Consider the following 22157-nt stretch of genomic DNA (forward strand, 5'->3'; position numbering starts at 1 on the left):
CGGGGCGGATGCTCGTGCATCCGCCCCGTTCTGTCTGCGTCGCGCCTAGGGCGTCGCTCGGCGCAGCGTCAGGTACGAGATGATCATGAGCGCGCCGACTCCAACCAGGCCCCAGAGGGCGACACCCAACGCGCCGAGTTGTCCGAGTGTGCTGCCGACCTGGCCCCACAGCTCGAGACGGGTGATGAGGAACAGTGCGGCCACGAGCAGCAGGCCGATCCCCACGCCCACCACCGTGATCATGAGCGCTCCCCAGCGCTTGTAGATCGTTGCGCCGGTGAAGCCGACGACGAAGAAGAACAATGCGAGCGTGAAGTAGATCACGAAGGCTCCGCCGGCTCCCGCCGCCCACAGGTCGGGCAGGTAGAACACGTACCCGTTCACGCCCCAGCCGTTCGTCAACAGCTCAATGCCGCCACCGATCAGGAACAGCACTCCCATGAAGGCGCTGCCCAGAATCGCGGCGAGCATCGTGCCGACGAAGAACTCGCGCCGGGTGATACTGATCGCCTGCGAGAACGGGAAGGTCATTGTCATGGCCGTCATGCCGACCGCGAAGAACACCCACAGCGGGGCCTGTCCGCCGCCGCCATACTTCGGTGTGTCGACGGGAATCATCGCGTAGATCAGCACCGAGACCAGGACGGCACCGGCGAGCACGATCAGCGGCACCCAGATGAAGGTGTTCTTGTTGATGAGTTGCAGGCGGACGACGTTGAGCGTGCGAGACATCAGAGCACTCCTTCGGTGACGGCGGCATCGCGCCGTGCCGCGTTCTGCGTGAGGCGGACGATGAGTTGCTGCAGCGAGACCGGCGCGAGATCGAGGTCGGCTGCGGCGATGGCGGCGCGGTCGCCGTCGGTGAGGTGGCCGAGGACGGTGACGGATGCCACGCGGCCGAGCGATTCGCGATGGATGACCTCGCGATCGGCGACCCAGGCCTCGACCTTGGCGGCGTCGCCGACGACCGTCGAGGCGCGTCCGCGCACAGCATCCGTGTCTTCGTTCAGCAGGATGCGCCCTGCGTCGATCACGATCACCTTCTCGATGAGGCTCGAGACCTCGTCGATGAGGTGCGACGACAGGATGATCGTGCGGGGGTGCTCGGCGTAATCCTCAAGCAGGCGGTCATAGAAGAGCTGCCGGGCGACGGCATCCAGACCCAGGTACGGTTCGTCGAAGAACGTGATCTCGGCACGGGACGCGAGTCCGATGATCACCCCGACCGCCGAGAGCTGGCCGCGCGACAACTTCTTGATGGCCGTCTTCATCGGCAGTTGGAAGTCGGCGATCAGGCGCTCGGCGAACTGCTGATCCCAGTGGCGGAAGAACAACCGGGCGGCTGTGAAGGCGTGCGCGGCTGTGGCGTCGTCGGGGTACTTCTGGCTTTCGCGCACGAAGCAGATGCGACTGAGAACATCGACGTTCTCGTAAGGGCGCTCGCCGAACACGCGCACGTCGCCCGAGGTGGCGAAGTTCTGCGCGGTGAGGATTGACATCAACGTGGTCTTGCCGGCGCCGTTGCGGCCGAGCAGGCCATAGATGGTGTTCTTCTCAATCGAGAGCGAGATGGCGTCGAGCGCGAGCTTATCCTTGTAGCGCTTGGTGAGGTTGTGTACCTCGACGACGGAGGTCATGCGGGGTTCCCTTCGGTGGATGTTGTGCGTGCGATGCGCTCGCGCAACAGGACGGTCAGGTCGTCGGCGTCGAGGCCCAGGGTGCGGGCCTCGGCGATGAGGGGGTCGATGAAGTGCTCGGCGAAGGCCGTGCGCCGCTCGGCGAGCAGGATGCTGCGGGCGCCGACGGCGACGAACATGCCGATGCCGCGGCGTTTGATCAGGATGCCCTTGTCGGTCAGCATGGCCACCCCCTTCGCGGCCGTGGCGGGGTTGATCCGGTAGAAGGCGGCGAGTTCGTTCGTGGATGGCGCCTTGCCGTCTTCGGCCAGGGTGCCGTCGAGGATGGACTCCTCGATCGCCTCGGCGATCTGGAGGAACAGTGGCCTGCCTTCGTCGATCACGACACCTCCGGTTGTGTGGTTAGTTACTCAACTAAGTAACCACACAACCGGGCGCGCGTCAAGACCCGTCGCTGACTCACGCACGGATGGCGGGAGATCGTACGGATGGCAGTGAATCCGCTGGTGTGTCTCCCGCCGAACGTACAGACTCCCGCCATTCGTACGGGCGGCGGTGCCCCCGCGCCTCAGCTCATCGAGAAGTCGTACCACTCCGGCACGGGTCGGTCGGGGAACGCCTCCCGCCACAGCGCCGACATGCTCAGCTCACCCTCACGGATGTCGGGCACCTCGAACCGCTCCTCGAGCAGAGCGCCCGCGGCGGCGCGGTCGCCCGTGGCGAGTGCGGCGCGCACATCCAGCATCCGCACCCGGCCCAGAGCTCGCACCTCGTCAGGAAGGGATGCCACCAACCCGCGCACCTCGTCGGCGCGGCCCGCGCGAAGCAACTCCGCGCCGAGTTCCAGAGCCAGGGGCACGACATCCGCAGCGAGCGAGAGCGCGTCGGTCAGCAGGGTGATTCCGGCATCCGCGTCGCCCTGCGCGATCCGCGCCTGTGCGAGTCCACGCAACGCCCAGGGCGAGCGGCGCTGCCGCAACGACGCCTCGTACAGCGACGCCGCACGCGGCAGCTCGCCGGCCGCATGCGCGATGACCGCTCGGTGGTAGTGGGTCAGCCAGGTCGCCGCGGCGCCGGCCAACAGCTGATCCCAGCGCTCGCCGTCGACGTACGACGCTGGGGCGTCCAGCGGTGCGGCGTCCGCATCGCCCTCGCCGTCGAGCAACGCCGCCCAGTAGGCGCCCTCCTCACCGGCATCCCGGTCGAAGCGCACACCCGGCAGGCTCGCGAACGACTCGCCGATGCGCGCGGCCAGCTCTGCTTCGAGCGCGCCCCACGGGGCGCCGATGTTCAGCATCCGTTCCGGGGCGACGTCGGCGACCGCCTCGAGACGCGACGCATCCGTCGCCTCGGATGCCCGCAGCACCGCCTCTTCGACCACCGGGACGGCGCTCCCCCAATCGCCGTGCCGCGCCTCATCGTCGACCTGCAGCGGCACGAAGGTCTCGTGCCACTCCCACGTCGCACCACCGGGCATCGGCAGGTGCTCGTACTGCGTGGTGGCCAGGCCCGCCTGGATCTCGAAGTACGCCCCAGTCTCGCCGCCGAGCCAGTCGCACCAGTGCCGACCCCCGGTGGTGTCTCCCCACGCGAACAGCTTGCGGGCACGCAGTCGAGGCGACGACACGTGCGCGAGCCCCGAACCGTCGGGCTCGAGAGCGGCGATCCACGGCGTGCGGTCGCGGTTCAGGTCGTAGAACCAGTCGGCGGCGGCCGGAGCGCTCGCCGGCCGACTCACGTCGGGGTCTGCGATGTCGACGTACCCGAGCGAACCGTCGTACTGCGTCTGGTACGCGTGCGTCGCCGGGGCGAACACCCGCGATCCCGGCGTCTGGGCGACCGCGATGTTCGTCCACCAGTACATGCCCGTCTCGCGGGGATGCGGATTGCGCACCCGCACGCGCACGTGCAGCGCCGGGGCGTTGTCGTCGAGGGTGGCATCGAGCTGAACGATCAGTCCGCGCTTGCGCTCGTACTCCCACATGCGCAGCACCGGCGCGCCGTCCGGTGCCGTGATCTCGGCCGCGTAGAGCGGTGAGGCGGTCAGGGGCCAGTGCCCCCGCATGCCGATGTTCCACTCGGCGCCGCCCGAGAACCAGGCGTTGCGCAGCCCCAGGTTCGCAGGCTGGAACATCGCGTTGCGGTAGACCAGATCGCGTCCGGTGGCCTTGTCGAGCAGCCGCACGAGGCGGCCTCCGAGATCGAGCGCGAACTCCGCGCGCAGGTGCGCGTTCTCCAGCACCGCCAGCCGCATCGGTGCGGGGGATCGCTCACGCGAATACGCGTCCTGAAGCAGATACGGATGGATGCTGGTGACCCGACCGTACGCGATGTTCGCCGCGATCTCGTCGGGCAGGTTCGCGGTCGAGGCCTCATAGGGCGCTTCGGGCATGGCGCCCACGGGCGGCAGCGGGTTGGTCGGTCCGACAGAGGCGGAGGGCAGGGCGACCGTGGTGAGATGCAGCGTTGCAGTCATGGTGATGCTCACGCTATCGCGAACGGTGGGTATCGTGAGCAGGTGTACGACTACAGCAGGCTGCGGCGGTTTCCCGATGTCGAGGCGCCGAACCTGCAGGCGTGGGATGCCACCGACGAACTGCTCGTCGACTGGGCGCGTACGGCCGGGATTGCGGGCGACTGCATCGCCGTGCTCGGCGACGAGTACGGTGCGATCACGCTCGCTCTGACGGATGCCGGATTGCATGGCATCCGCGTGCATCAGGATCTCGTGACGGGCCGCCGGGCGCTGGCGAACAACGCCCGCGCGCTGGGGTCGGATCCGGACGCATTCACGACGCACGAGCTCGACGAGACACTGCTGCGCGGTGCGCAGCTGGTGCTGGTGCAGTTGCCGAAGTCGCTCGCGGCGCTGGATGAGATCGCGGATGCTGTCGCGCGCTGGGCTACCCCCGAGGTCGTGCTGGTCGCCGGTGGCCGCGTCAAGCACATGACGCTCACGCAGAACGATGTGCTTGCCCGTCACTTCACGTCCGTGCTTCCCCAGCGCGCCACCCGCAAGTCCCGCCTTCTGGTGGCATCCTCCCCCTCCTCCCCTCCGTCCCCTCCATCCCCTCCGTCCCCTCCGTCCCCTCCCGCTGAGAAACCACTTCCCGTTCTAGAAACCACCACGCACGTGGTTTCTCATACGGCAGATGGTTTCTCACCGGTGGAGTTCACGCTCTGCGCGTACGGCGGGGCCTTCGCGGGGAGCAAGCTCGACATCGGGACGCGGGCGCTGCTCGACGCGATGCCGGCACTCAGCGCTGGCTATCGCGCGCAGGGCAGCACGGTCGGCCGTTCGCAACTCCGGAAGAACGGGGCCGCAGCGGGGCAGAACGCCTCAAACGGGGGGCCTGGCGAGCAGATCTCCGGAGTTGCGAACGAGGGGATGCGGGTGATCGACCTCGGCTGTGGCACCGGGGCTCTGGCCGTGGCGTTCGCGCTTCAGCACCCGACCGCGGCAATCGTCGCGACGGACCGCTCCGCTGCTGCCGTGCGCTCGGCGCGGGCGACGGTCTCGGCGAACGGCCTGGATGACCGCATCACCGTCACGCTCGACGATGCCGGGTCGGATCTGCCCGATGGCAGCGCCGATCTGATCCTGCTCAATCCGCCGTTCCACCTCGGCGCGAGCGTGCACGAAGGGGCGGGTCGGCGGCTCATCGAGGCCGCTGCGCGGCTCGTCCGGCCGGGCGGTGAAGTGTGGACGGTGTTCAACTCGCATCTCGATCACCGCCGCGCTCTGACGCGCGCGGTTGGCCCCACCGAACAGGTCTCTCGCACGCCGAAGTTCACCGTGACGCGCTCGACGCGACGTGCGCGAATCCCCGGTGAGGGCACGAAACGATAACGGGATTTGCCACCCGATCAGCCATTCGTTACGGTGGAATGTGGCCATGATGGCCAAGACCAGTCCGCGGTCGCGTCCTCACGCTGTGCATGTCACCGAGGGCGCGGGCGTATGGTCGGTGATCTCTGCGTGGAGCCCGAAGCTCCGCGTCCGCGCCGCGCACGGCAAAGAACGAGCGGCCCTGTGATCATGACCCGGACGTAACCAGACGGACTCACCGCCGACCCTGGAGCCGGTGAGTCACGGGGGAAACGTGTCCGAAACCGCTCTTGAAGCGCGCAATCTGTACAAGGTGTTCGGCCGAAATCCACAGCAGGCAGTCAAGCGGCTGAAGGCGGGCGAGTCCCGTACCGACGTACTCGACGTCGGCACAGCCGCAGTGATCGACGCGAGTTTCACCGTCAAACGCGGTGAGATCTTCGTGATCATGGGGCTGTCGGGTTCCGGTAAGTCCACACTGATCCGCATGCTGAACGGCCTGCATGATGTGACCGACGGCACCATCACCATCGAAGGCAGCGAGATCACCGGCATTTCGGGATCCCGCCTGCGTGAGGTGCGTCGCGACCACGTGTCGATGGTGTTTCAGCACTTCGCGCTGCTTCCGCACCGCACGGTCGCTGCGAACGTCGCCTACCCATTGGAGCTGAAGGGCGTCGACAAGGCCACCCGGCTGAAGAAGGCCGGCGAGATCCTGGCCATGGTGGGCCTGGACGGCTGGGGCGACAAGCTGCCCAGCGAGCTCTCCGGGGGCATGCAGCAGCGCGTGGGCATCGCCCGTGCGCTCGCCGCAGATGGCGACATCCTGCTCATGGATGAGGCGTTCAGCGCGCTCGACCCGCTGATCCGTCGCGAGATGCAGGAGCAGCTGGTCGAACTGCAGCAGAAGCTGCAGAAGACCATCATCTTCATCACTCACGATCTGAACGAGGCGATGTTCCTCGGTGACCGCATCGCGGTGATGCGCGATGGTCGCATCGTGCAGATCGGTACGCCCGAGGACATCCTCACCGACCCGGCCAACGACTACGTCGAGCAGTTCGTGCAGGACGTGGACCGTGCGCGCGTGCTCACCGCCGCCAATGTCATGGAGACGCCGCGTCCGGTAGTCACCGAGACGTCCGGCCCGCGCACGGCGCTGAAGCAGATGCGCGACGCCTATATGTCGGCGGCATACGTCGTCGGCCGCGACCGCCATCTCGTTGGAATCGTCACCGATCGCGATGCCGTGAAGCTCGTGCGCAAGGGTGAGACTTCGTTGGCATCGGTGCTCAAGCCGGTGCCGCAGAGCATCGACGAGAACGAGATTCTGATGAATCTGTTCATCCCATCGGTCGAGTCGCCACTGCCGCTCGCCGTGACGGACACTGAGGGACGCCTGACCGGTGTGATTCCCCGCGTGACGCTGCTGGCGGCGCTGGGCCCCGGGAGCGGTGCCACAGGCGAGCTGACGATCCCACTTCAGCCGATGTCCGCGACCATGATCGATGAGGTGCTCGAGGAGGCGACCGCGGCCGCCGCAGGCACTCCGGGCAGTACAGGCAACAAGAACGAGCAGGCAGAGGAGGTGCGCTGATGGACGGCTTCAACATTCCGATCGGTGAATGGGGAAAGAGCGTCGTGGACTGGGTCCGCGATGATCTGGACTGGCTGACCGACGCCATCGCCGCCTTTGTCGGCTTCCTCGCCGAGGGCCTCGCCGCCATGCTGATGGCACCGGCCGCCCCGGTGATGATCGTGCTGTTCGCGCTGATCGCCTGGCTGGTGCGCTCGTGGAAGCTCGCGATCGGCACCGTGGTGATGTTCGTCGTCATCCTCGGCGTCGACCAGTGGGACAACGCGATGCAGACGCTGGCGCTGGTGCTGATCGCCACGCTCGTCACCGTCGCGATCGCCGTGCCGCTGGGCATCTGGGCGGCCCGCAACGACACCGTCAGTGCCGTCATCAAGCCGGTGCTCGACCTGATGCAGACCATGCCATCGCTGGTGTACCTGATCCCCGTGATCATCTTCTTCAGCCTCGGCTTCGTGCCCGGCGTCATCGCCACGGTGATCTTCTCGCTGCCGCCCGGTGTGCGTCTGACCGAGCTGGGCATCCGCGGCGTCGACTCCGAGACGGTCGAAGCCGGTCACGCCTTCGGCGCGACGCCCGGGCAGATCCTGCGCGGCATTCAGCTGCCGCTCGCGATGCCGACCATCATGGCCGGCGTCAACCAGGTGATCATGCTCGCCCTGTCAATGGCCGTCATCGCCGGTATGGCCGGCGCACCCGGCCTGGGCAAGGAGGTGGTCGCCGCGCTCGCGACGATCAACGTCGCCCAGGGCATCGAGGCCGGCCTCGGCGTGGTGTTCATCGCCGTCTACCTCGATCGCGTCACGGCGGCCCTCGGCAACCCGGGCGGCAACCGCTCGTCGCTGATGGGCATGATGCAGCGGCGCCGCGACGAGATGCGCCGCGCGTCGGCAGCATCCGCGGCTCAGACGGTCGACTCGGCTGCCGCAGCCTGACCCTCAGAACGTCCCTTCCACACAGCACTACATACGGAACGCGTGAGACATACGTGAAGAAAGAAGGAAGCACCATGAACAAGAGGCACCTGACCAGCATCGTCGCGCTCGGCGCGGCGGCATCCCTCGTCCTCACCGGTTGCGCCGGTGGCGACTCCGGCGACTCGGGCGACGCAGGCGCACCCGCCGGCGACGAGATGGGCACCATCTCGATGGGGTTCCTGCCCGCATGGACCGACGGTCTGAGCACGGCGTACCTGCTCGCCGACCAGCTCGAGAAGCTCGGCTACGAGATCGAGATGGAAGACGTCGTCGACGCCGGCCCGCTCTACACCGCCCTGTCGCAGGGCGACATCGACATGTACCCGTCGGCGTGGTCCGAGGTGACGCACGCCTCGTACATGGAGGAGTACGGCGACAAGATCGAGGACCTCGGCACCTACTACGAGGGCGCGGCGCTCACGATGGCCGTTCCGGACTACCTGGACGACATCAATTCGATCGCCGACCTCAAGGGCAACGCCGACATGTTCGACGGCAAGATCATCGGCATCGAGCCCGGCGCCGGCCTCACCAAGGCCGTGCAGGAGAGCGCGATGCCCGAGTACGGTCTGGACGGCGAGTACGAGCTGCTGACGTCGTCGACCGGTGGCATGCTCGCCACGCTCGACACGGCTGTGGCCGCCGAAGACCCGATCGTCGTCACGCTGTGGCGTCCGTTCTGGGCCAACAGCGCCTACCCGATGAAGGACCTCGAAGACCCCAACGGCGCCATGGGTGCCACCGAGGGTCTGCACTTCCTGGGCAAGCTCGGCTTCGCCGAGGAGTTCCCCGAGGCCGCTGACTTCATCGGCGACGTCACCCTGACCGACGAGCAGTACGGTGCGCTCGAGAGCCTCGTCACCTCGGACGAGTACAAGGACAAGTCGGCTGAGGCCGTTGACGCGTGGATCGCTGAGTTCGGCGACCAGGTCGACTGGCTCATCACCGAGTAAGGCCAACGCATTCCATCGAGGCCCTCTCCTGTCACACAGGAGGGGGCCTCGGTGCATTGCGGGCGGCGTAGCCTGTGCACATGGACGGGTTCGCCGCCGTCGACTTCGGCTTCGCGCGTGAGGTGCTGCAGCGCGGCATCGCTGCGCTCTACCTGGTGGCGTTCGTCTCGTCGCTGAATCAGTTCCGGCCGCTGCTCGGAGAGCGCGGCCTGCTGCCAGCCCCAGACCTGCTCGCGTGGGTGGCCGAGTCGCCGAGAAGGCGGCGGATGCTACGGCCGACGCTCTTCTCGCGCCTGCGCTACACGGATCGGCGGCTTGCCGCGCTGTGCTGGGCCGGCATCGGCCTGGCGGCCCTGCTGGTGGTGGGCGTTCCGCAGTGGGGCCCGCCCTGGGTGCCGATGGTCTGCTTCTTGCTGCTGTGGGGCGGGTACATGTCGATCGTCAGCATCGGCCAGACGTTCTACGGGTTCGGGTGGGAGATGCTGCTGCTCGAGGCGGGGTTTCTCGCGGCTTTTCTCGGGTCGGCCGAACACCCGCCGCCGACGGTGACGATCGTGTTGTTGTGGTGGCTGCTGTTCCGCCTCGAGTTCGGCGCCGGCATGATCAAGATCCGCGGCGGTCGGGAGTGGCGTGATCTGACGGCGCTGATGTACCACCATGAGACCCAGCCGATGCCGGGCCCGCTCAGCCGTCAGGCGCATCTGCTGCCCCGCTGGTTCCACCGTGGTGAGGTGCTCGGCAACCATTTCGCTCAACTCGTCGTGCCGTTTCTGCTGTTCGCGCCGTTGCTGGGACTGTGGATCGCCGGGCCCGTGCCGACGCTCATCGGTGCCGCCGCCGCGACCGTCATCATCCTGACCCAGCTGTGGCTCGTGGTGACCGGCAACTTCGCGTGGCTCAACTGGGCGACGATCGTGCTCGCCTTCTCGGGGCTCGGTGTTGCTGCGGGCATGCTCGCGGGCATCCGCAACCCGGCGCCGCAGGCGACGATCCCGCTCTACTGGATCGTCGTGACCTCCGCCGTCGGTGCGCTCTACGTCGCGCTCAGCTGGCCGGCGTTGCGCAACCTTTTCGCCCATCGCCAGCTGATGAACGCGAGCTTCAACCGTTGGCAGCTTGCCAACGCCTACGGCGCGTTCGGCACGGTGACGAAGGAGCGCATCGAGTGGATCGTCGAGGGCACCGCGGATGCCGACCCCGAGACGGCTCGCTGGTCGGAGTACGAGTTCCGCGGAAAGCCGGGTGACGTGAACCGGACGCCGCGTCTGTTCGCCCCGTACCATCTGCGTCTGGACTGGCTGATGTGGTTCCTGCCGCTCGGGCACGCCATCGACGACTGGTTCACCGCGCTGCTGGTGCGGCTGCTGCAGGCCGACGCCTCAACGCTGCGGCTGCTGCGTCATGACCCGTTCGGCGGCACGCCGCCGCGCTGGGTGCGGGTGGTCTCGTACCGCTACCGGTTCACGAGCCGTGCCGAGCATCGCGAGACCAGGGCCGTGTGGGTGCGTGATCGGCGGCACGTGCTCGTGCGGCCGCTGGGCCTGGAGAGGTGAGGTCGCCAGCGGGTCAGTGCGGCAGCCGCACCGTGCGCCCGGTGCGCAGCGACTCGTAGGCGGCATCCACCAGGCGTACCGCGGCGATGCCGTCGGCGGAAGTGACGCGCGCCTCCCGCCCGGTGCGGATCGCGTCGACGAAATCGGCGAGCTGCTCCCGATAGGGATCGGATGCCGGTGCCGCGGCTTCTGCGGCGTCGATCTCTCCTGCGGAGAAGGCAGTGGCATCCGCGGTGTCGACGCGCAGGGTGCCGTCGGTGCCGATGACCTCGGCTACCGACCGGAAGGTGGAGTCGGGGCCGACCCAGTCGCCGCGTACGTGGCTGATCGCGCCGTTGGCGTGCGTGAGGGTGACGTGCGCCGACACCGGAGGCTGGATGCGTCCGTCGACGGCCGGGGGATCCTGCGTGGCCGTCACCTCGATGACGGGGCCGGCGAGCCACAGGGCCTGGTCGAGATCGTGGATCATCAGGTCGCGGATGAGCCCGCCGCCGGCGTCCTCCGAGAAGAACCAGGCGGCGTCCGGCGCCACCCCGGTGCGCCGCAGGGTCAGCTCGACCAGGGGGCCGATCGCCTCGATCCGCTGCTTCAGCGCGTGGTAGCCCGAGAAGTAGCGCACGACATGGGCCGGGAAGAGGCGCATGCCGGCATCCGATGCCGCCGCTGCCAACGCGACGGCATCCGCCTCGGTGACCGCCAACGGCTTCTCGCAGACAACGTGCCGCCCGGCGGCGAACGCGCGGCGCGCGATGTCGAGATGGGTACTGGTGGGGCTGATGATGTCGACGATCCCCACCGCGGCGATCAGGTCGTCGAGGTCATCGATCACGCGGATGCCGTACCGCTCGCCGAGCTGGCGTGCGCCCGTGCGATGCAGGATGCTGACCTCGGCGCCCAACGCCTGCCACGCCTCGATGTGCGACGGGGCGATGGCCCCGGCGCCGACGATCCCGACCCGCACGGTGTCTTTGTCAGCCATTTTCCGAGCCTACGCGCGTGGGCGCGCGTTGCGCCCGGCATTTCTGCAGGACGAGGTCAGGGCGCGAGGGCGACGACCTCTCCACCGCGGTCGGCGGAGGACTGCGCGGCCTTCACGATCTCGACCGTGCGGATGCCGACCCCGGCATCCGGCTGCGGCTGACGTCCCTCGCGCACAGCCGCGACGAACTCGTCGAGAAGCAGCGCGTCGAGGTCGGCACCGATCGGATCCCAGGTCTCACCGGCGCCGTCGTGTCCGGCGACGCCCTTCGCGAAGGGGCTGACGGTCACTGAGCCTCGCTCGGCGATCACCTGCAGTGTGAGGCCGCCCCAGGTGGGAGAGTTCATCGGCCAGCTCCACGAACAGTCGATGGTCGCGATCACGCCGCTCGGGTACTGCACCGTCACCAACCCGCCGGTCTCGACCTGCAGGTCGCGGTCACCGTGCAGCACCGAATTCGACACGGCGCGCACCGCGGACGCGCGCTCGCTGAGAAGGTCATCGAGCAGGTCGGCGCAGTGTACGACGTGGTCGACCAGTGCGCCTCCGCCGGCCAGGTCGGGGTCGGTGAACCAGGCGCGGTCCTGCGGCAGCTTGCCGTTGTTGACCCCCGTGACTCCGAGCACTCGGCCCAGGCGTCCGCTGCGCAGCTGGGCGATCGCGTCGCGCACCGTAGGGGAGAAACGCACGGGGTAGGCGACCATCAGGATGACTCCGGCCCGTTCGCATGCCTCGCGCATGGCGACCGCATCGTCGACCGTCGTCGCCAACGGCTTCTCGCACAGCACATGCGCGCCGCTGGCGGCAGCGCGCTCGACGAGTTCGCGGTGGCGCGAGTTCTCGGCGGCGATCACGACGGCATCCGGAGACCAGGCGAAGGCCTCGTCGTAGGTGTCGACGTAGGCGACCCCCAGCTGCGCGGCCAACTCGGCGCCACGGGGCGCAGCGTCCGGCGCAGCGGCGCCGTCGGGGTCGGTCGAGATCAGCTCGACGCCGGGCATGCTCCGGAGCGCGTGGACGTAGCTGAGCGCATGCGTGTGCGCGAACGAGAGAACGGCGATGCGCAGAGGGCGGGTGGCGGTCATGCGGCGGCCTCCTCGGTGGTGTCGAGCGCGATCGGCGCGCCGGCGGCGATCGAGGCGTAGGCCGCTTCGGCGACGGCGACCGCCGCGATGCCGTCTTCGGGGGTGACCCGTGCGTCTCGGCCCTCGCGGATCGCCGCGACGAAGTCGGCGATCTCGGCGGTGTAAGGGCTCTCCTGTGCCGACATCGGCGGGAGGTAGTCGTCCGCGCCCGGGGCGGCGACCGCGTCGATCCGCAGCGCGTGGTCGTCGGCGCTGTCGTAGCGCAGTCGACCTGCCGATCCCGCGACCTCGACACTGGTGCGGAACGGCATGCCCGCGGCCAGCCAGCTGCCGTGTACGTGGCTGATGACACCATTGCGGTGGGTGAGCACCACATGCGCCGTCACCGGCACCGGTACGCGGTCATCGACCGTCGGCGGGTTCTGCACGGCGAACACGGAAGCCACCGGTCCGGCAAGCCACATCGCCTGGTCGATGTCGTGGATCATCAGATCGCGGATGATGCCGCCGCCCGCGCTCTCAGCGAAGAACCAGGGCGATGCCGGTGCTGCTCCGGCCCTGCTGAACCGTTGCACGGCCGTCTTGCCGATCCGACCAGAAACGACGGTGGTCTTGATCTGCTCGTACTCGCCCATGTACCGGACCACATGGGCGGGGAACAGCCGCACGCCTGCCGCAGCCGCGGCCTCGGCGACGGTGCGCGCGTTCTCGGCGGTGTCAGCGAGTGGCTTCTCACACACCACGTCGCGACCGCGCGCGATGGCCCGCAGTGCGAAGTCGGCGTGAGTCGTGCTCGGGGTGACGATGTCTACCAGGTCGACGAGCTCGATCAGGGTATCGACGTCGGGGACGACCTCGAAGCCGTACTCGGCCGCGATCTCGTCAGCGCCGGCGAGTGACGTGACATACCCGGTGGCGCCCAGCGCCCGCCAGGCCTCGGCGTGTACTCGCGAGATTCCTCCCGCTCCGATGAGGCCGACCTTCAGTGTGCTCACGAACTCTCCTTCTGGTGGGCCGCGGTGCCCGCTGTGTCTGCGGGCAGCGGTGTGATCGGGGGCACGGGCATGCTCTCGAGCCCATAGATGTCTGCGGCGTGGCGTCGGAAAGCGAAGACGAGGGCGCCGTGGGAAGCGGCTTCGGCGCCGAGTCGTGCCCCCACCAGTGGTACCGAGAACGGTAGCCCGATGTGCGAGGTCAGCGCCCTCCGCAGAGGATCGAGAAGTTGCTCGTGGGCCGCGGACAGCCCGCCGCCGATGACGACCATCGCCGGGTCGACGGTGAGGACGAGTGTTGCGATGCCGTGGGCCAGCTGATCGATGAAGGAATCCAGCTCGTCGACGGCAGGCGCGTCGCCTTCGCGTGCCAGGGTGAACACGCTCTCGGCGTCGGACCCCGTGCGCCACGTGAGCTGGCCGGTCTGAGTCACAAGTCCGGGGAAGGCCAGGCGCCCGATATCACCCGCTGCGTTGTGGATGCCTCGACGAGGGCGACCGCCGAGGATGAGACCCATCGCGATACGGTTTCCGACCGACAGGTACAGCAGGTCATCTACGAGCTGCGCGACTCCGAGGTGATGCTCTGCGACCGCGGCGAGACGCACACCGTTGTCGACCGAGACCCGGCATCCGAAAGCCGATGCCAACTGGGAGCCGATGTCGACCCCCGACCATTCGGGGATGACCACCGAGGTCGTCACCCGCCCCGAGTCGTCGACGATGCCGGGGAGGGAGACGCCGATCGCGCGGACGCGCGAGGGGGGGATCGCCGACGCGGTCAGTGTCGAGCGGATGTCGTCAATCACCACGGCGAGCTTCTCGGCGCCGTCGCGGGAGTGCGCGACGCCGCCGAAGCTCTCGTGGCGCACGACCTGGCCCGCGAGGTCGGCGACCACGACGCGCACCGAGGCCACGCCGACATCAACGCCGACCACGAAGCCGGAACGCTTCTCGAACGAGAACCGCCGGGCCGGGCGCCCGGCACCCCGGCCGCTGGTGACCGTGGCGTCGGCGACCAGGCCGGCCTCGGTGAGCGTGCTCATCGCATTCTCGACCGAGGTGCGCGACAGTTCCAGCGTCTGCGCGATCTCGGTGACGGTGGCCGAACCGTGATCGCGAACATGCAGCGCGGCGCGGACTGCGATGGGAAGGGCGCTGCTGTGCGACATGCGCTGTCTCCTCTCGAGGTCGAAGCGTGCGACAAAATTAGCACACACTACTCACGGAATAACAGTGATTGGCGGCGTCGGTTGGGCCCGCATTTCTCTTGTTGAAAAGTAGTGGATGAGAGGTGCTGCGCTTTGGGGCTTGACTAATTATCCCATGTGAGTGTCATAATGACGATACCTGCACGTTCAGCAAAGGAGCATCATGCGCGTCAAGAGATTCACCGGCATTGTCGCCGGGCTCGCTGCGATCGGCCTCGTCGCCGGTTGCTCGGCCGGGGGCGCCGAGGCCGGCGGTGACCAGAGCGTCACCGTCTGGCTGTATCCGGTCATTGCCGACGAGGCCAAGCACAAGGCGTTCTGGGACCAGACCATCGCCGACTTCGAGGCTGCCAACGAGGGCATCACGGTCGAGTACGAGATCTTCCCCTGGGCCAACCGCGATGAGAGTCTTCAGACCGCGATCGCCGCCAACAAGGGGCCCGATCTCGTCTACCTGATCCCCGATCAGCTGGTCGCCTACGAGAAATCGATCGAGCCGATGGACGACTACCTCAGTGATGACCACAAGGCCGCGCTGCTACCGAACGTCGTCGACTCGGTCACGCTGGAACCGGGGCTGATGGGCTCACCCGTGCTCACCCAGGCGCTTCCGCTGATCTGCAACGCTGCCGCCTTCGAGGCAGCCGGCATCACCGAGTACCCCGAGACGTGGGACGACGCCGTCGAGATCGCCCCGGCGTTCGCAGACAAGGGAATGTACCTGTTCAACTACACCGCATCACCCGAGGCCACGCTCAACATGACCTTCTACCCGCTGCTCTGGCAGGCCGGCGGCAAGGTTTACGACACGTCGGGCGACACTGCGTTCGACAGCCCCGAGGGCGTCGAGGCGCTGACCTTCCTCACCGACCTCGCCGAGGTAGATGCGCTCGATCCAGATGTTCTCACTTCGATGCCGGCCTTCGAACAGACCGGCATCGCGCAGGGCAAGACCGCGTGCACATGGGTGAATTCGGTCAACGAGGTAGCGCCGATCTGGGGCGAGGAGAACGTCGTCATCCTGCCGCCGCTTTCGAACGAGCAGTCGATCTCGTACGGCACCGTGGGCTCGTTGTCGATGCTCAAGGGATCCAAGGCCAAGGACGCCGCGGGTGCATTCGCCGAGTTCGCCACCAGTGCTGATGTGATTCGTCCCTACCTGCAGGAGGCAGGCTACTTCTCGGCCATCGAGGGGGATCCCGTGTTCGAGCCCGACAGCCTCAACGGTCAGGTCGAGCAGTACGTCGCCACAGCCACGGTGGGCGAGCTCGCTGAGAGCTCGCGCGCACTGATGGGCGTGCTGTCGCCTGAGCTGCAGGCGGCACTGCTGGGGCAGAAGTCGCCCGAGCAGGCGCTCGAAGACGCGGCCAAGGCCGCTCAGCCCCTTCTGAAGTAATCGGCGAGAGAGGCGTGCGGCTCGACTCGCACGCCTCTCTCCGCGACACGAGGTGTCACTATGACCATGGCTCCACCCGCGCCGGAGGCTCCGGCTCCACCCGCACCACGACCCACACCCCAGCGTCTGTCGAGCCGAGTGCTTGCCCGCCGCGAGGCCCGCGTCGCACTGCTGTTCGTGCTACCGGCCTTCGTGCTCTTCCTCGCCTTCCGGTTCGGGCCGGCTATCGCGGGCGTCGCCCTGAGCTTCTTCGACTACGACATCTCGGGCGAGATCGAGTGGCGAGGGCTGGATCACTTCGAGCGGCTCATGCAAGACCCGCTGTTCTGGCGGGCGCTGAGCACCACGCTGCTATACACGCTCTTCGCCGTTCCGCTCTCGCTGGTGCTCTCCACCGCGATGGCCCTCGGGGTGCGCCGCGCATTCCGCGGTTCGCGCTTCTTCCGGTCGATCTTCTTCCTGCCGGTGATCACATCGCTCGTTCTGGCGGGCGCGATCTTTGTGTGGATCTTCTCCAGCAGCGGTCCCTGGTCGACGCTGATGACACCGCTCGGGTTGGGCGGGTCGTGGCTGGCCAGCACTGTGCTGGTCGTCCCGGCGATCGTCATCGTCGGCGTCTGGTCGCGCTTCGGCTACGGCATGATGATCATGATCGCGGCGATGCAGGACATCCCTCGTGAACTCGAGGAAGCAGCGCTCATGGATGGCGCCGGCGCATGGCAGCGCTTCCGGTGGGTGGTGCTGCCACACCTGCGGCCCACTGTGTTCTTCCTCGCTGTGATCGAGACGACCGCCGCGTTCCAGGTCTTCGACGTCATCTACGTGATGACCCAGGGCGGCCCGGCCAATGCCAGCTACTCGCTCGTCTACCTCATCTACGACCAGGGCTTCAAGTACTTCGAGTACGGCTATGCGGCTGCCGCCGGGGTCGCACTGTTCGTCATGACCCTTGTCGTCGCGCTCATCCAGCGCCTGGTGATCGGAAAGCAGAAATGACCGCCGTCGAGTCGCCGAAGCCGAGCGGGCCCACTCGGCACCGCTCCTACAAGGCGCTCGAGCCCACTCGCGGGGGGCTCGTGCTGCGCTGGTTCTGGCTGAGCGCCGCGGCGGTGTTCGCGTTCTTCCCGTTCTACGCCATGGTCGTGCTGAGCCTGAAGCCCGGCGCCGCCGTGAGCTTCCCCGAGTCTTTGCTGCCCTGGGGCGGGATCGCCTTCGATTCGTACGCACAGGTACTCAGCGGGCAGAACATCGTGCTGTGGTTGTTCAACACGCTGGTGTATTCGCTGGTGTCGGTCGTCGCGGTGCTGCTGTTCTCGGCGATGGCGGGATACGCCTTCGCGAAGAAGCGTTTCGCCGGCAAAGAGCTGATGTTCTGGTCATTCCTGGCGATGGTCATGGTGCCGTTCCACGTCACGCTGATCCCCACGTTCTTGCTGATCGCCAACCTCGGCGGTGTTGACGAATACTGGGGTTTGATCGTGCCGACGCTCGCGAATGCCCAGGCGGTGTTTCTGATGCGTCAGTTCATCCAGGGGCTGCCCGACGAGCTGTTCGAGGCCGCCCGCATCGATGGTGCGAGCGAGATGCGCATCTTCCTGCGCATTGTGCTGCCACTGTGCAAGCCGGTGCTGGCGACTCTCGGCATCTTCGTGTTCCTGTGGCACTGGAACGACTTCCTCTGGCCGCTCATCGTCGCCAAATCCAATGACATGTTCACCCTCACGGTGGGCATCTCCTCACTGCAGCAGCAGGATGTTCCGCTGAGTGTGATGCTCGCCGGTTCGGTCGTTGCTCTCGTCCCCATCTTCATGGCGTACCTCATCGCGCAGCGCTACGTCCAAGAAGGCGTCACCGGCTCTGGAATCAAGGGCTGAAAGGAAACACACTGTGACAACGCACACGTTCACCTCCGAGGCGGAACTCGAGCAGGTGCTCGGAACGCCCAGTGACCAGCTGGTCGCCGACTTCGAGAAGCTCACCGGCGACCTCGTGATCCTGGGCGCCGGTGGCAAGATGGGCCCCACCCTCGCCATGCTCGCGCGGCGCGCGATGGATGCAGCGGGGCGCAACACCGACACCGTCTACGCCGTGTCGCGCTTCGGCGACCCCGTGGTCGTCGAACGTCTGAAGGCCGCCCGCGTCGAGGTCGTTCCCTTCGACCTCATCGAGAACGACGACTTCTCGTCGTTGCCGGATGCCCCTCATGTGGTGTTCATGGTCGGGGCGAAGTTCGGTGCCGCGACCAGCCCGTCATGGGCATGGGAGGTCAATGCCGCGCTACCCGATCGTGTTGCCCGTCGCTACCGCGACAGCAGCATCGCCGTGTTGTCTACGGGCAACGTCTATCCGTTCGTGCCGGCCGCTTCCGGCGGCGCCGCAGAAGAAGTGACGCCGGCGCCGATCGGTGAGTACGCGCAGTCATGCCTCGGTCGGGAGCGGGTGTTCGAGTTCGGTGCACAGGAGCGCGGCACCAGAGTGTCGATCATTCGGCTGAACTACGCCGTCGACCTGCGTTACGGCGTGCTCGCCGACATCGGCAGCGCCGTCTTCGCCGGCGAGCCGGTCTCGCTCGCCACGGCGAACGTGAACGTCATCTGGCAGGGGTACGCCAACGAGGTGGTGCTGCGCAGCCTGCTGCATGCCTCCGACGACGTGTTCACGATCAATCTCACCGGTCCTGAGCTGTTGAGCGTCGAGTCGATCGCTCGCCGTTTCGGGGTGCTGCTGAACCGCGACGTGACGTTTGTCGATGAGCCGCAGCCGACCGCACTGCTCAGCGATGCCCGCCGGTGCATGGCCCTGTTCGGCTACCCGACGGTGCCGGCTGAGACGCTCATCGAGATGCAGGCGGCGTGGATGCAGGCCGAGCTGCCGATGACGGCCAAGCCGACCAAGTGGGCCGTCCGGGACGGGAAGTTCTGATGTCCGCTGTTCCTGCCCTTCGTCCTGAAGCCGCTCGAACGCTCGCGCAGGGCGCCGTCATCCCGGCCCATCCGCTGGCACTGACGGCGGATCGCACGCTCGACGAGCGCCGGCAGCGCGCGCTGACCCGCTACTACCTCGCCGCCGGCGCGGGTGGTCTCGCCGTCGGTGTGCACACGACGCAGTTCGAGATCCGTGACCCCGAGCACGCCCTTTTCGAGCCGGTTCTCGCGCTCGCCGCGGAAGAGCTGGACGCTGCCGGGGCCGACATGGTGCGCATCGCCGGCGTTGCCGGGGGAACCGCGCAGGCGGTGGCCGAGGCCGAGCTGGCACGCAGCCTCGGATACGACGCCGTGCTCGTGAGTCCCCGTGTCTCGGGCGCTGACGAGCGCGCGCTGCTCGATCGCGCGCGAGCGGTCGGCGAAGTGCTGCCGGTGGTCGGCTTCTATCTGCAGACGGCGATCGGTGGCCCGGTGCTCGACCGCGACTTCTGGCGCGATTTCGCATCGATCCCCTCCGTGGTGGCCGTCAAGGCGGCACCGTTCGATCGGTACCGCACGCTCGAACTCGTGCGCGGCGTGGCGGCATCCGGTCGCGCGGATGAGATCGCGCTGTACACCGGCAACGATGACGCGATCGTCGCCGATCTGCTCAGCGAGTTCCACGTCGACGCTCCGGACGGCCCCCGCACACTGCGGTTCGTCGGCGGGCTGCTCGGCCAGTGGGCGGTGGGGACGCGGGCTGCGGTGGCGATGCTCGAGGACGCCCAGCGCGCGGCCCGAGGAGACGTTGGGGCCTATCACCGACTGGGCCGCCTGGCCTCGGACATGGTCGACGTCAACCAGGCGGTCTTCGATCCGGGCAACGACTTCCACGGCGTCATCGCCGGCGTGCACGAGATGCTGCGCCAGCAGGGGCTGCTGGAGGGCACCTGGTGCCTCGATCCTGCCGAAGGACTCTCTCCCGGTCAGGCCGAGGAGATCACGCGGGTGCGGGCGGCATACCCCCAGCTGAACGATGACGCGTTCATCGCTGAGAACCTGGAGGAATGGCTGCGATGACCGCTGTGAGCATCCTCGCCGTCGTCTCGGAGGGCCTTTTCGACGAGTTCTTCTCGGGCGAGGATGCTCGTCGCCTGCGAGGCGCTGCAGAGCGGTTGGGTGGAGACCTGCAGCGCGTCGATCGGCTTGACGCCGCCGCCGACCTCCACCGCGTGCGGATCCTCATCACCAGCTGGGGCGTCGGCCCGCTCGACGCAGAACTGCTGGATCGGATGCCGGAGCTCGCGCTGGTGGCGCACACGGGCGCCACGGTGAAGCCGTTCGTCACCGACGCGATGTTCGACCGGGGCATTCTCGTCACCCAGGCCGGCGCCGGCATGGCGCGCTCGGTCGCCGAGGTCTCGCTCGCGTTCACTCTGGCGATGCTGCACCGCATCCCGATGATGCATGACGCGATGCGCGACGGCGGGTGGTACGACGCTCCCACCGTCGGTGTGCAGCATGAGATCCGCGATGCGCCGATCGCCGTGATCGGCGCATCGCGCACCGGCCGGGCGTATCTGCAGATGATCCGCGCGCTCGGCGCTCGCCCGTTGCTGGTCGACCCGACGATCGATCCGGACGCCGCTGCGGACCTCGGGGTGGAGCTCGTGCCGCTCGACGAGGCGATGCGACGCGCGCTCGTCGTGGCTGTGCACGCGCCCACGCTCGCCGAGACGCACCACATGATCGGCGCCCGCGAACTGGCGTTGATGCCCGATGGGGCCGCGCTGGTGAACACGGCGCGTTCGTGGCTGGTCGATGAGGAGGCTCTGCTGGCCGAGGCGCGCAGCGGGCGGATCGTGGTCGCCCTCGACGTCTTCGACGAAGAACCGCTGGCGGAGAACAGCGGATTCCGCGCTCTTCGTGGTGCGCTGCTGACCCCGCACCGGGCTGCGGGAACACGCGAAGGGCGATTGAGTCTCGGGCGCATCGTCGCCGACGAGATCGACTCGTACCTCTCGGACGCTGGCCTCGTCCACGGCATCACCCGCGACATGCTCTCGTCGATGGCATGACGGTTCGTCCGTTGCGCGTCGGCTTCGCCGGACTCGCACATTCCCATCCGTACACCGACGCCGCGAACGCGCTCGCCGAGGGGGCGGAGATGATCGCGGTCTACGACGCCGATCCCGGTGCGGCGGCCGGCTTCGCCGAGCGGTTCGGGGGTCGTGTGGTCGCGACGGGTGCAGAGCTGCTCGCGCAGCGCCCCGATGTGGTCATCGCGACACCGCGCCCAGCCGAGACGGTGCCGTTCCTGCGCGAACTCGCCTCGGCGGATGCCAGGATGCCGGTCTTCGTCAACAAGGTCGTCGCGGCCACGGAGGCGCAGTTCGCTGCGTGGGAACGGGCGCTCGTTGATGTGTGCGCGCCGGTCGGAACCGCTTCGGTACTGCGCTTCGCGCCGGCGTTGCAGCGCCTGGCCCGCGACCTCGATGGTGCTGAGGTCCTCGGCATCCGCGTGCACGTGCAGCACGACAACACCGGATTCCAGCGCGGGAATCGTGCGTGGCAGGACGATCCCTCCTGTGGTGGCGGCACGGTCGTGACCGTCGGAGTGCATGCCTGGGAGATGATCGACGTCCTCCTGCCCGGGGCGATGCTGGGCGAGGCGTCGGGGTGGACTCGGTGCGCATCAGGCTCGCCGACACGATCCGAAGACGCTGCGGGGGTCAATGGCGTGGTGCGGCCCGCCATTGGGGGTCCCACCGTGCCCGTGCAAGCGACCATCACCGGCGTTCCGGGGCCCGACCGCTACGCCGTCGAGGTACTCACCTCGGCGGGCGTGCGCGAGCTCGAGCTCGACGTCGATCAGGCGAATGAGCACCTGGGGTTCGCAGGGCTCGTGCGAGCGCTGCTCGCCGATGCCCCTGCCGGCCGGGTTCCGATGCCCTGGGTGCAGTCGCGCGTCGTCGTCGCCAATACGATCCGCGCCGCCGCGGCGGCGCGGATCGGGTGCGCCTGATCCTATCGACAGGGGCATTGCAA

The 22157-nt window shown here is 67.8% G+C and carries 20 protein-coding genes; 12 read left to right on the forward strand and 8 right to left on the reverse strand.

Going from position 1 to position 22157, the window contains the following annotated elements; translation table 11 throughout:
• Positions 1–45: 45 nt before the first annotated feature.
• The 4 genes from JF543_RS02315 to JF543_RS02330 form a co-directional block, all read right to left on the reverse strand.
• Positions 46–732 (reverse strand): hypothetical protein, encoded by a 687-nt coding sequence (locus JF543_RS02315; RefSeq protein WP_206821337.1) that lies wholly within the window; start codon positions 730–732, stop codon positions 46–48.
• Positions 732–1637: an ABC transporter ATP-binding protein gene (locus tag JF543_RS02320; RefSeq protein ID WP_179409473.1), complete on the reverse strand. Its 906-nt coding sequence runs from the start codon at positions 1635–1637 to the stop codon at positions 732–734. Before JF543_RS02320 ends, JF543_RS02315 begins: the two co-directional genes overlap by 1 nt.
• A complete protein-coding gene (locus tag JF543_RS02325) occupies positions 1634–2020 on the reverse strand; it encodes a GntR family transcriptional regulator (protein ID WP_179409472.1) in 387 nt (128 codons plus the stop codon). Before JF543_RS02325 ends, JF543_RS02320 begins: the two co-directional genes overlap by 4 nt.
• Positions 2021–2205: 185 nt before the next feature.
• The gene (locus JF543_RS02330) at positions 2206–4113 is read right to left on the reverse strand and encodes a DUF5107 domain-containing protein (RefSeq protein ID WP_206822615.1); all 1908 of its coding nucleotides are present in this window, start codon (positions 4111–4113) and stop codon (positions 2206–2208) included.
• A gap of 42 nt (positions 4114–4155) precedes the next feature.
• On the opposite strand from JF543_RS02330, the gene JF543_RS02335 reads away from it, so the two are divergent.
• The 5 genes from JF543_RS02335 to JF543_RS02355 all read left to right on the forward strand — a co-directional run bounded on the left by JF543_RS02335 (position 4156) and on the right by JF543_RS02355 (position 10543).
• A complete protein-coding gene (locus JF543_RS02335; RefSeq protein ID WP_347401070.1) occupies positions 4156–5487 on the forward strand; it encodes a class I SAM-dependent methyltransferase in 1332 nt (443 codons plus the stop codon).
• Between the two features lie 253 nt (positions 5488–5740).
• A complete protein-coding gene (locus tag JF543_RS02340; RefSeq protein WP_206822617.1) occupies positions 5741–7063 on the forward strand; it encodes a betaine/proline/choline family ABC transporter ATP-binding protein in 1323 nt (440 codons plus the stop codon).
• Positions 7063–7995, forward strand: coding sequence for an ABC transporter permease (locus JF543_RS02345; protein ID WP_179409468.1), 933 nt, complete (start codon positions 7063–7065; stop codon positions 7993–7995). The genes JF543_RS02340 and JF543_RS02345 overlap by 1 nt, the downstream gene beginning before the upstream one ends.
• A gap of 74 nt (positions 7996–8069) precedes the next feature.
• Entirely contained in the window at positions 8070–8990 is a 921-nt protein-coding gene (locus JF543_RS02350) for a glycine betaine ABC transporter substrate-binding protein (protein WP_206821332.1), read from the forward strand.
• 80 nt (positions 8991–9070) lie between these two features.
• Positions 9071–10543, forward strand: coding sequence for a lipase maturation factor family protein (locus JF543_RS02355; protein WP_206822618.1), 1473 nt, complete (start codon positions 9071–9073; stop codon positions 10541–10543).
• 13 nt (positions 10544–10556) lie between these two features.
• On the opposite strand, the gene JF543_RS02360 is transcribed toward JF543_RS02355, so the two are convergent.
• Genes JF543_RS02360 through JF543_RS02375 form a run of 4 tightly spaced genes read right to left on the reverse strand, consistent with a single transcriptional unit; the run spans position 10557 to position 14771 of the window.
• A complete protein-coding gene (locus JF543_RS02360; RefSeq protein WP_206822619.1) occupies positions 10557–11522 on the reverse strand; it encodes a Gfo/Idh/MocA family protein in 966 nt (321 codons plus the stop codon).
• Between the two features lie 56 nt (positions 11523–11578).
• Positions 11579–12607 (reverse strand): Gfo/Idh/MocA family protein, encoded by a 1029-nt coding sequence (locus JF543_RS02365; protein WP_179409464.1) that lies wholly within the window; start codon positions 12605–12607, stop codon positions 11579–11581.
• On the reverse strand, positions 12604–13602 hold the full coding sequence (locus tag JF543_RS02370; protein ID WP_179409463.1) for a Gfo/Idh/MocA family protein: 999 nt from the start codon (positions 13600–13602) through the stop codon (positions 12604–12606). Before JF543_RS02370 ends, JF543_RS02365 begins: the two co-directional genes overlap by 4 nt.
• Entirely contained in the window at positions 13599–14771 is a 1173-nt protein-coding gene (locus JF543_RS02375; RefSeq protein ID WP_179409462.1) for an ROK family transcriptional regulator, read from the reverse strand. The genes JF543_RS02370 and JF543_RS02375 overlap by 4 nt, the downstream gene beginning before the upstream one ends.
• Before the next feature lie 202 nt (positions 14772–14973).
• Between JF543_RS02375 and JF543_RS02380 the strand changes: the two genes are divergently transcribed.
• The 7 genes from JF543_RS02380 to JF543_RS02410 are packed head-to-tail and all read left to right on the forward strand — an operon-like array spanning position 14974 to position 22134.
• On the forward strand, positions 14974–16206 hold the full coding sequence (locus tag JF543_RS02380) for an ABC transporter substrate-binding protein (protein WP_206822620.1): 1233 nt from the start codon (positions 14974–14976) through the stop codon (positions 16204–16206).
• A gap of 60 nt (positions 16207–16266) precedes the next feature.
• The gene (locus JF543_RS02385; RefSeq protein WP_242519375.1) at positions 16267–17202 is read left to right on the forward strand and encodes a carbohydrate ABC transporter permease; all 936 of its coding nucleotides are present in this window, start codon (positions 16267–16269) and stop codon (positions 17200–17202) included.
• On the forward strand, positions 17199–18080 hold the full coding sequence (locus JF543_RS02390; RefSeq protein WP_179409460.1) for a carbohydrate ABC transporter permease: 882 nt from the start codon (positions 17199–17201) through the stop codon (positions 18078–18080). Before JF543_RS02385 ends, JF543_RS02390 begins: the two co-directional genes overlap by 4 nt.
• A 13-nt stretch (positions 18081–18093) precedes the next feature.
• Positions 18094–19128 (forward strand): epimerase, encoded by a 1035-nt coding sequence (locus JF543_RS02395; RefSeq protein WP_206822621.1) that lies wholly within the window; start codon positions 18094–18096, stop codon positions 19126–19128.
• Complete coding sequence (locus JF543_RS02400) at positions 19128–20189, forward strand: dihydrodipicolinate synthase family protein (RefSeq protein ID WP_179409458.1); 1062 nt, start codon at positions 19128–19130, stop codon at positions 20187–20189. The genes JF543_RS02395 and JF543_RS02400 overlap by 1 nt, the downstream gene beginning before the upstream one ends.
• Complete coding sequence (locus JF543_RS02405) at positions 20186–21187, forward strand: hydroxyacid dehydrogenase (protein ID WP_242519376.1); 1002 nt, start codon at positions 20186–20188, stop codon at positions 21185–21187. Before JF543_RS02400 ends, JF543_RS02405 begins: the two co-directional genes overlap by 4 nt.
• Positions 21184–22134: a hypothetical protein gene (locus tag JF543_RS02410; protein ID WP_206822623.1), complete on the forward strand. Its 951-nt coding sequence runs from the start codon at positions 21184–21186 to the stop codon at positions 22132–22134. Before JF543_RS02405 ends, JF543_RS02410 begins: the two co-directional genes overlap by 4 nt.
• The last annotated feature ends 23 nt before the right edge of the window (positions 22135–22157 follow it).

Source organism: Microbacterium esteraromaticum, assembly GCF_017303215.1.
Classification (GTDB): domain Bacteria; phylum Actinomycetota; class Actinomycetes; order Actinomycetales; family Microbacteriaceae; genus Microbacterium; species Microbacterium esteraromaticum_C.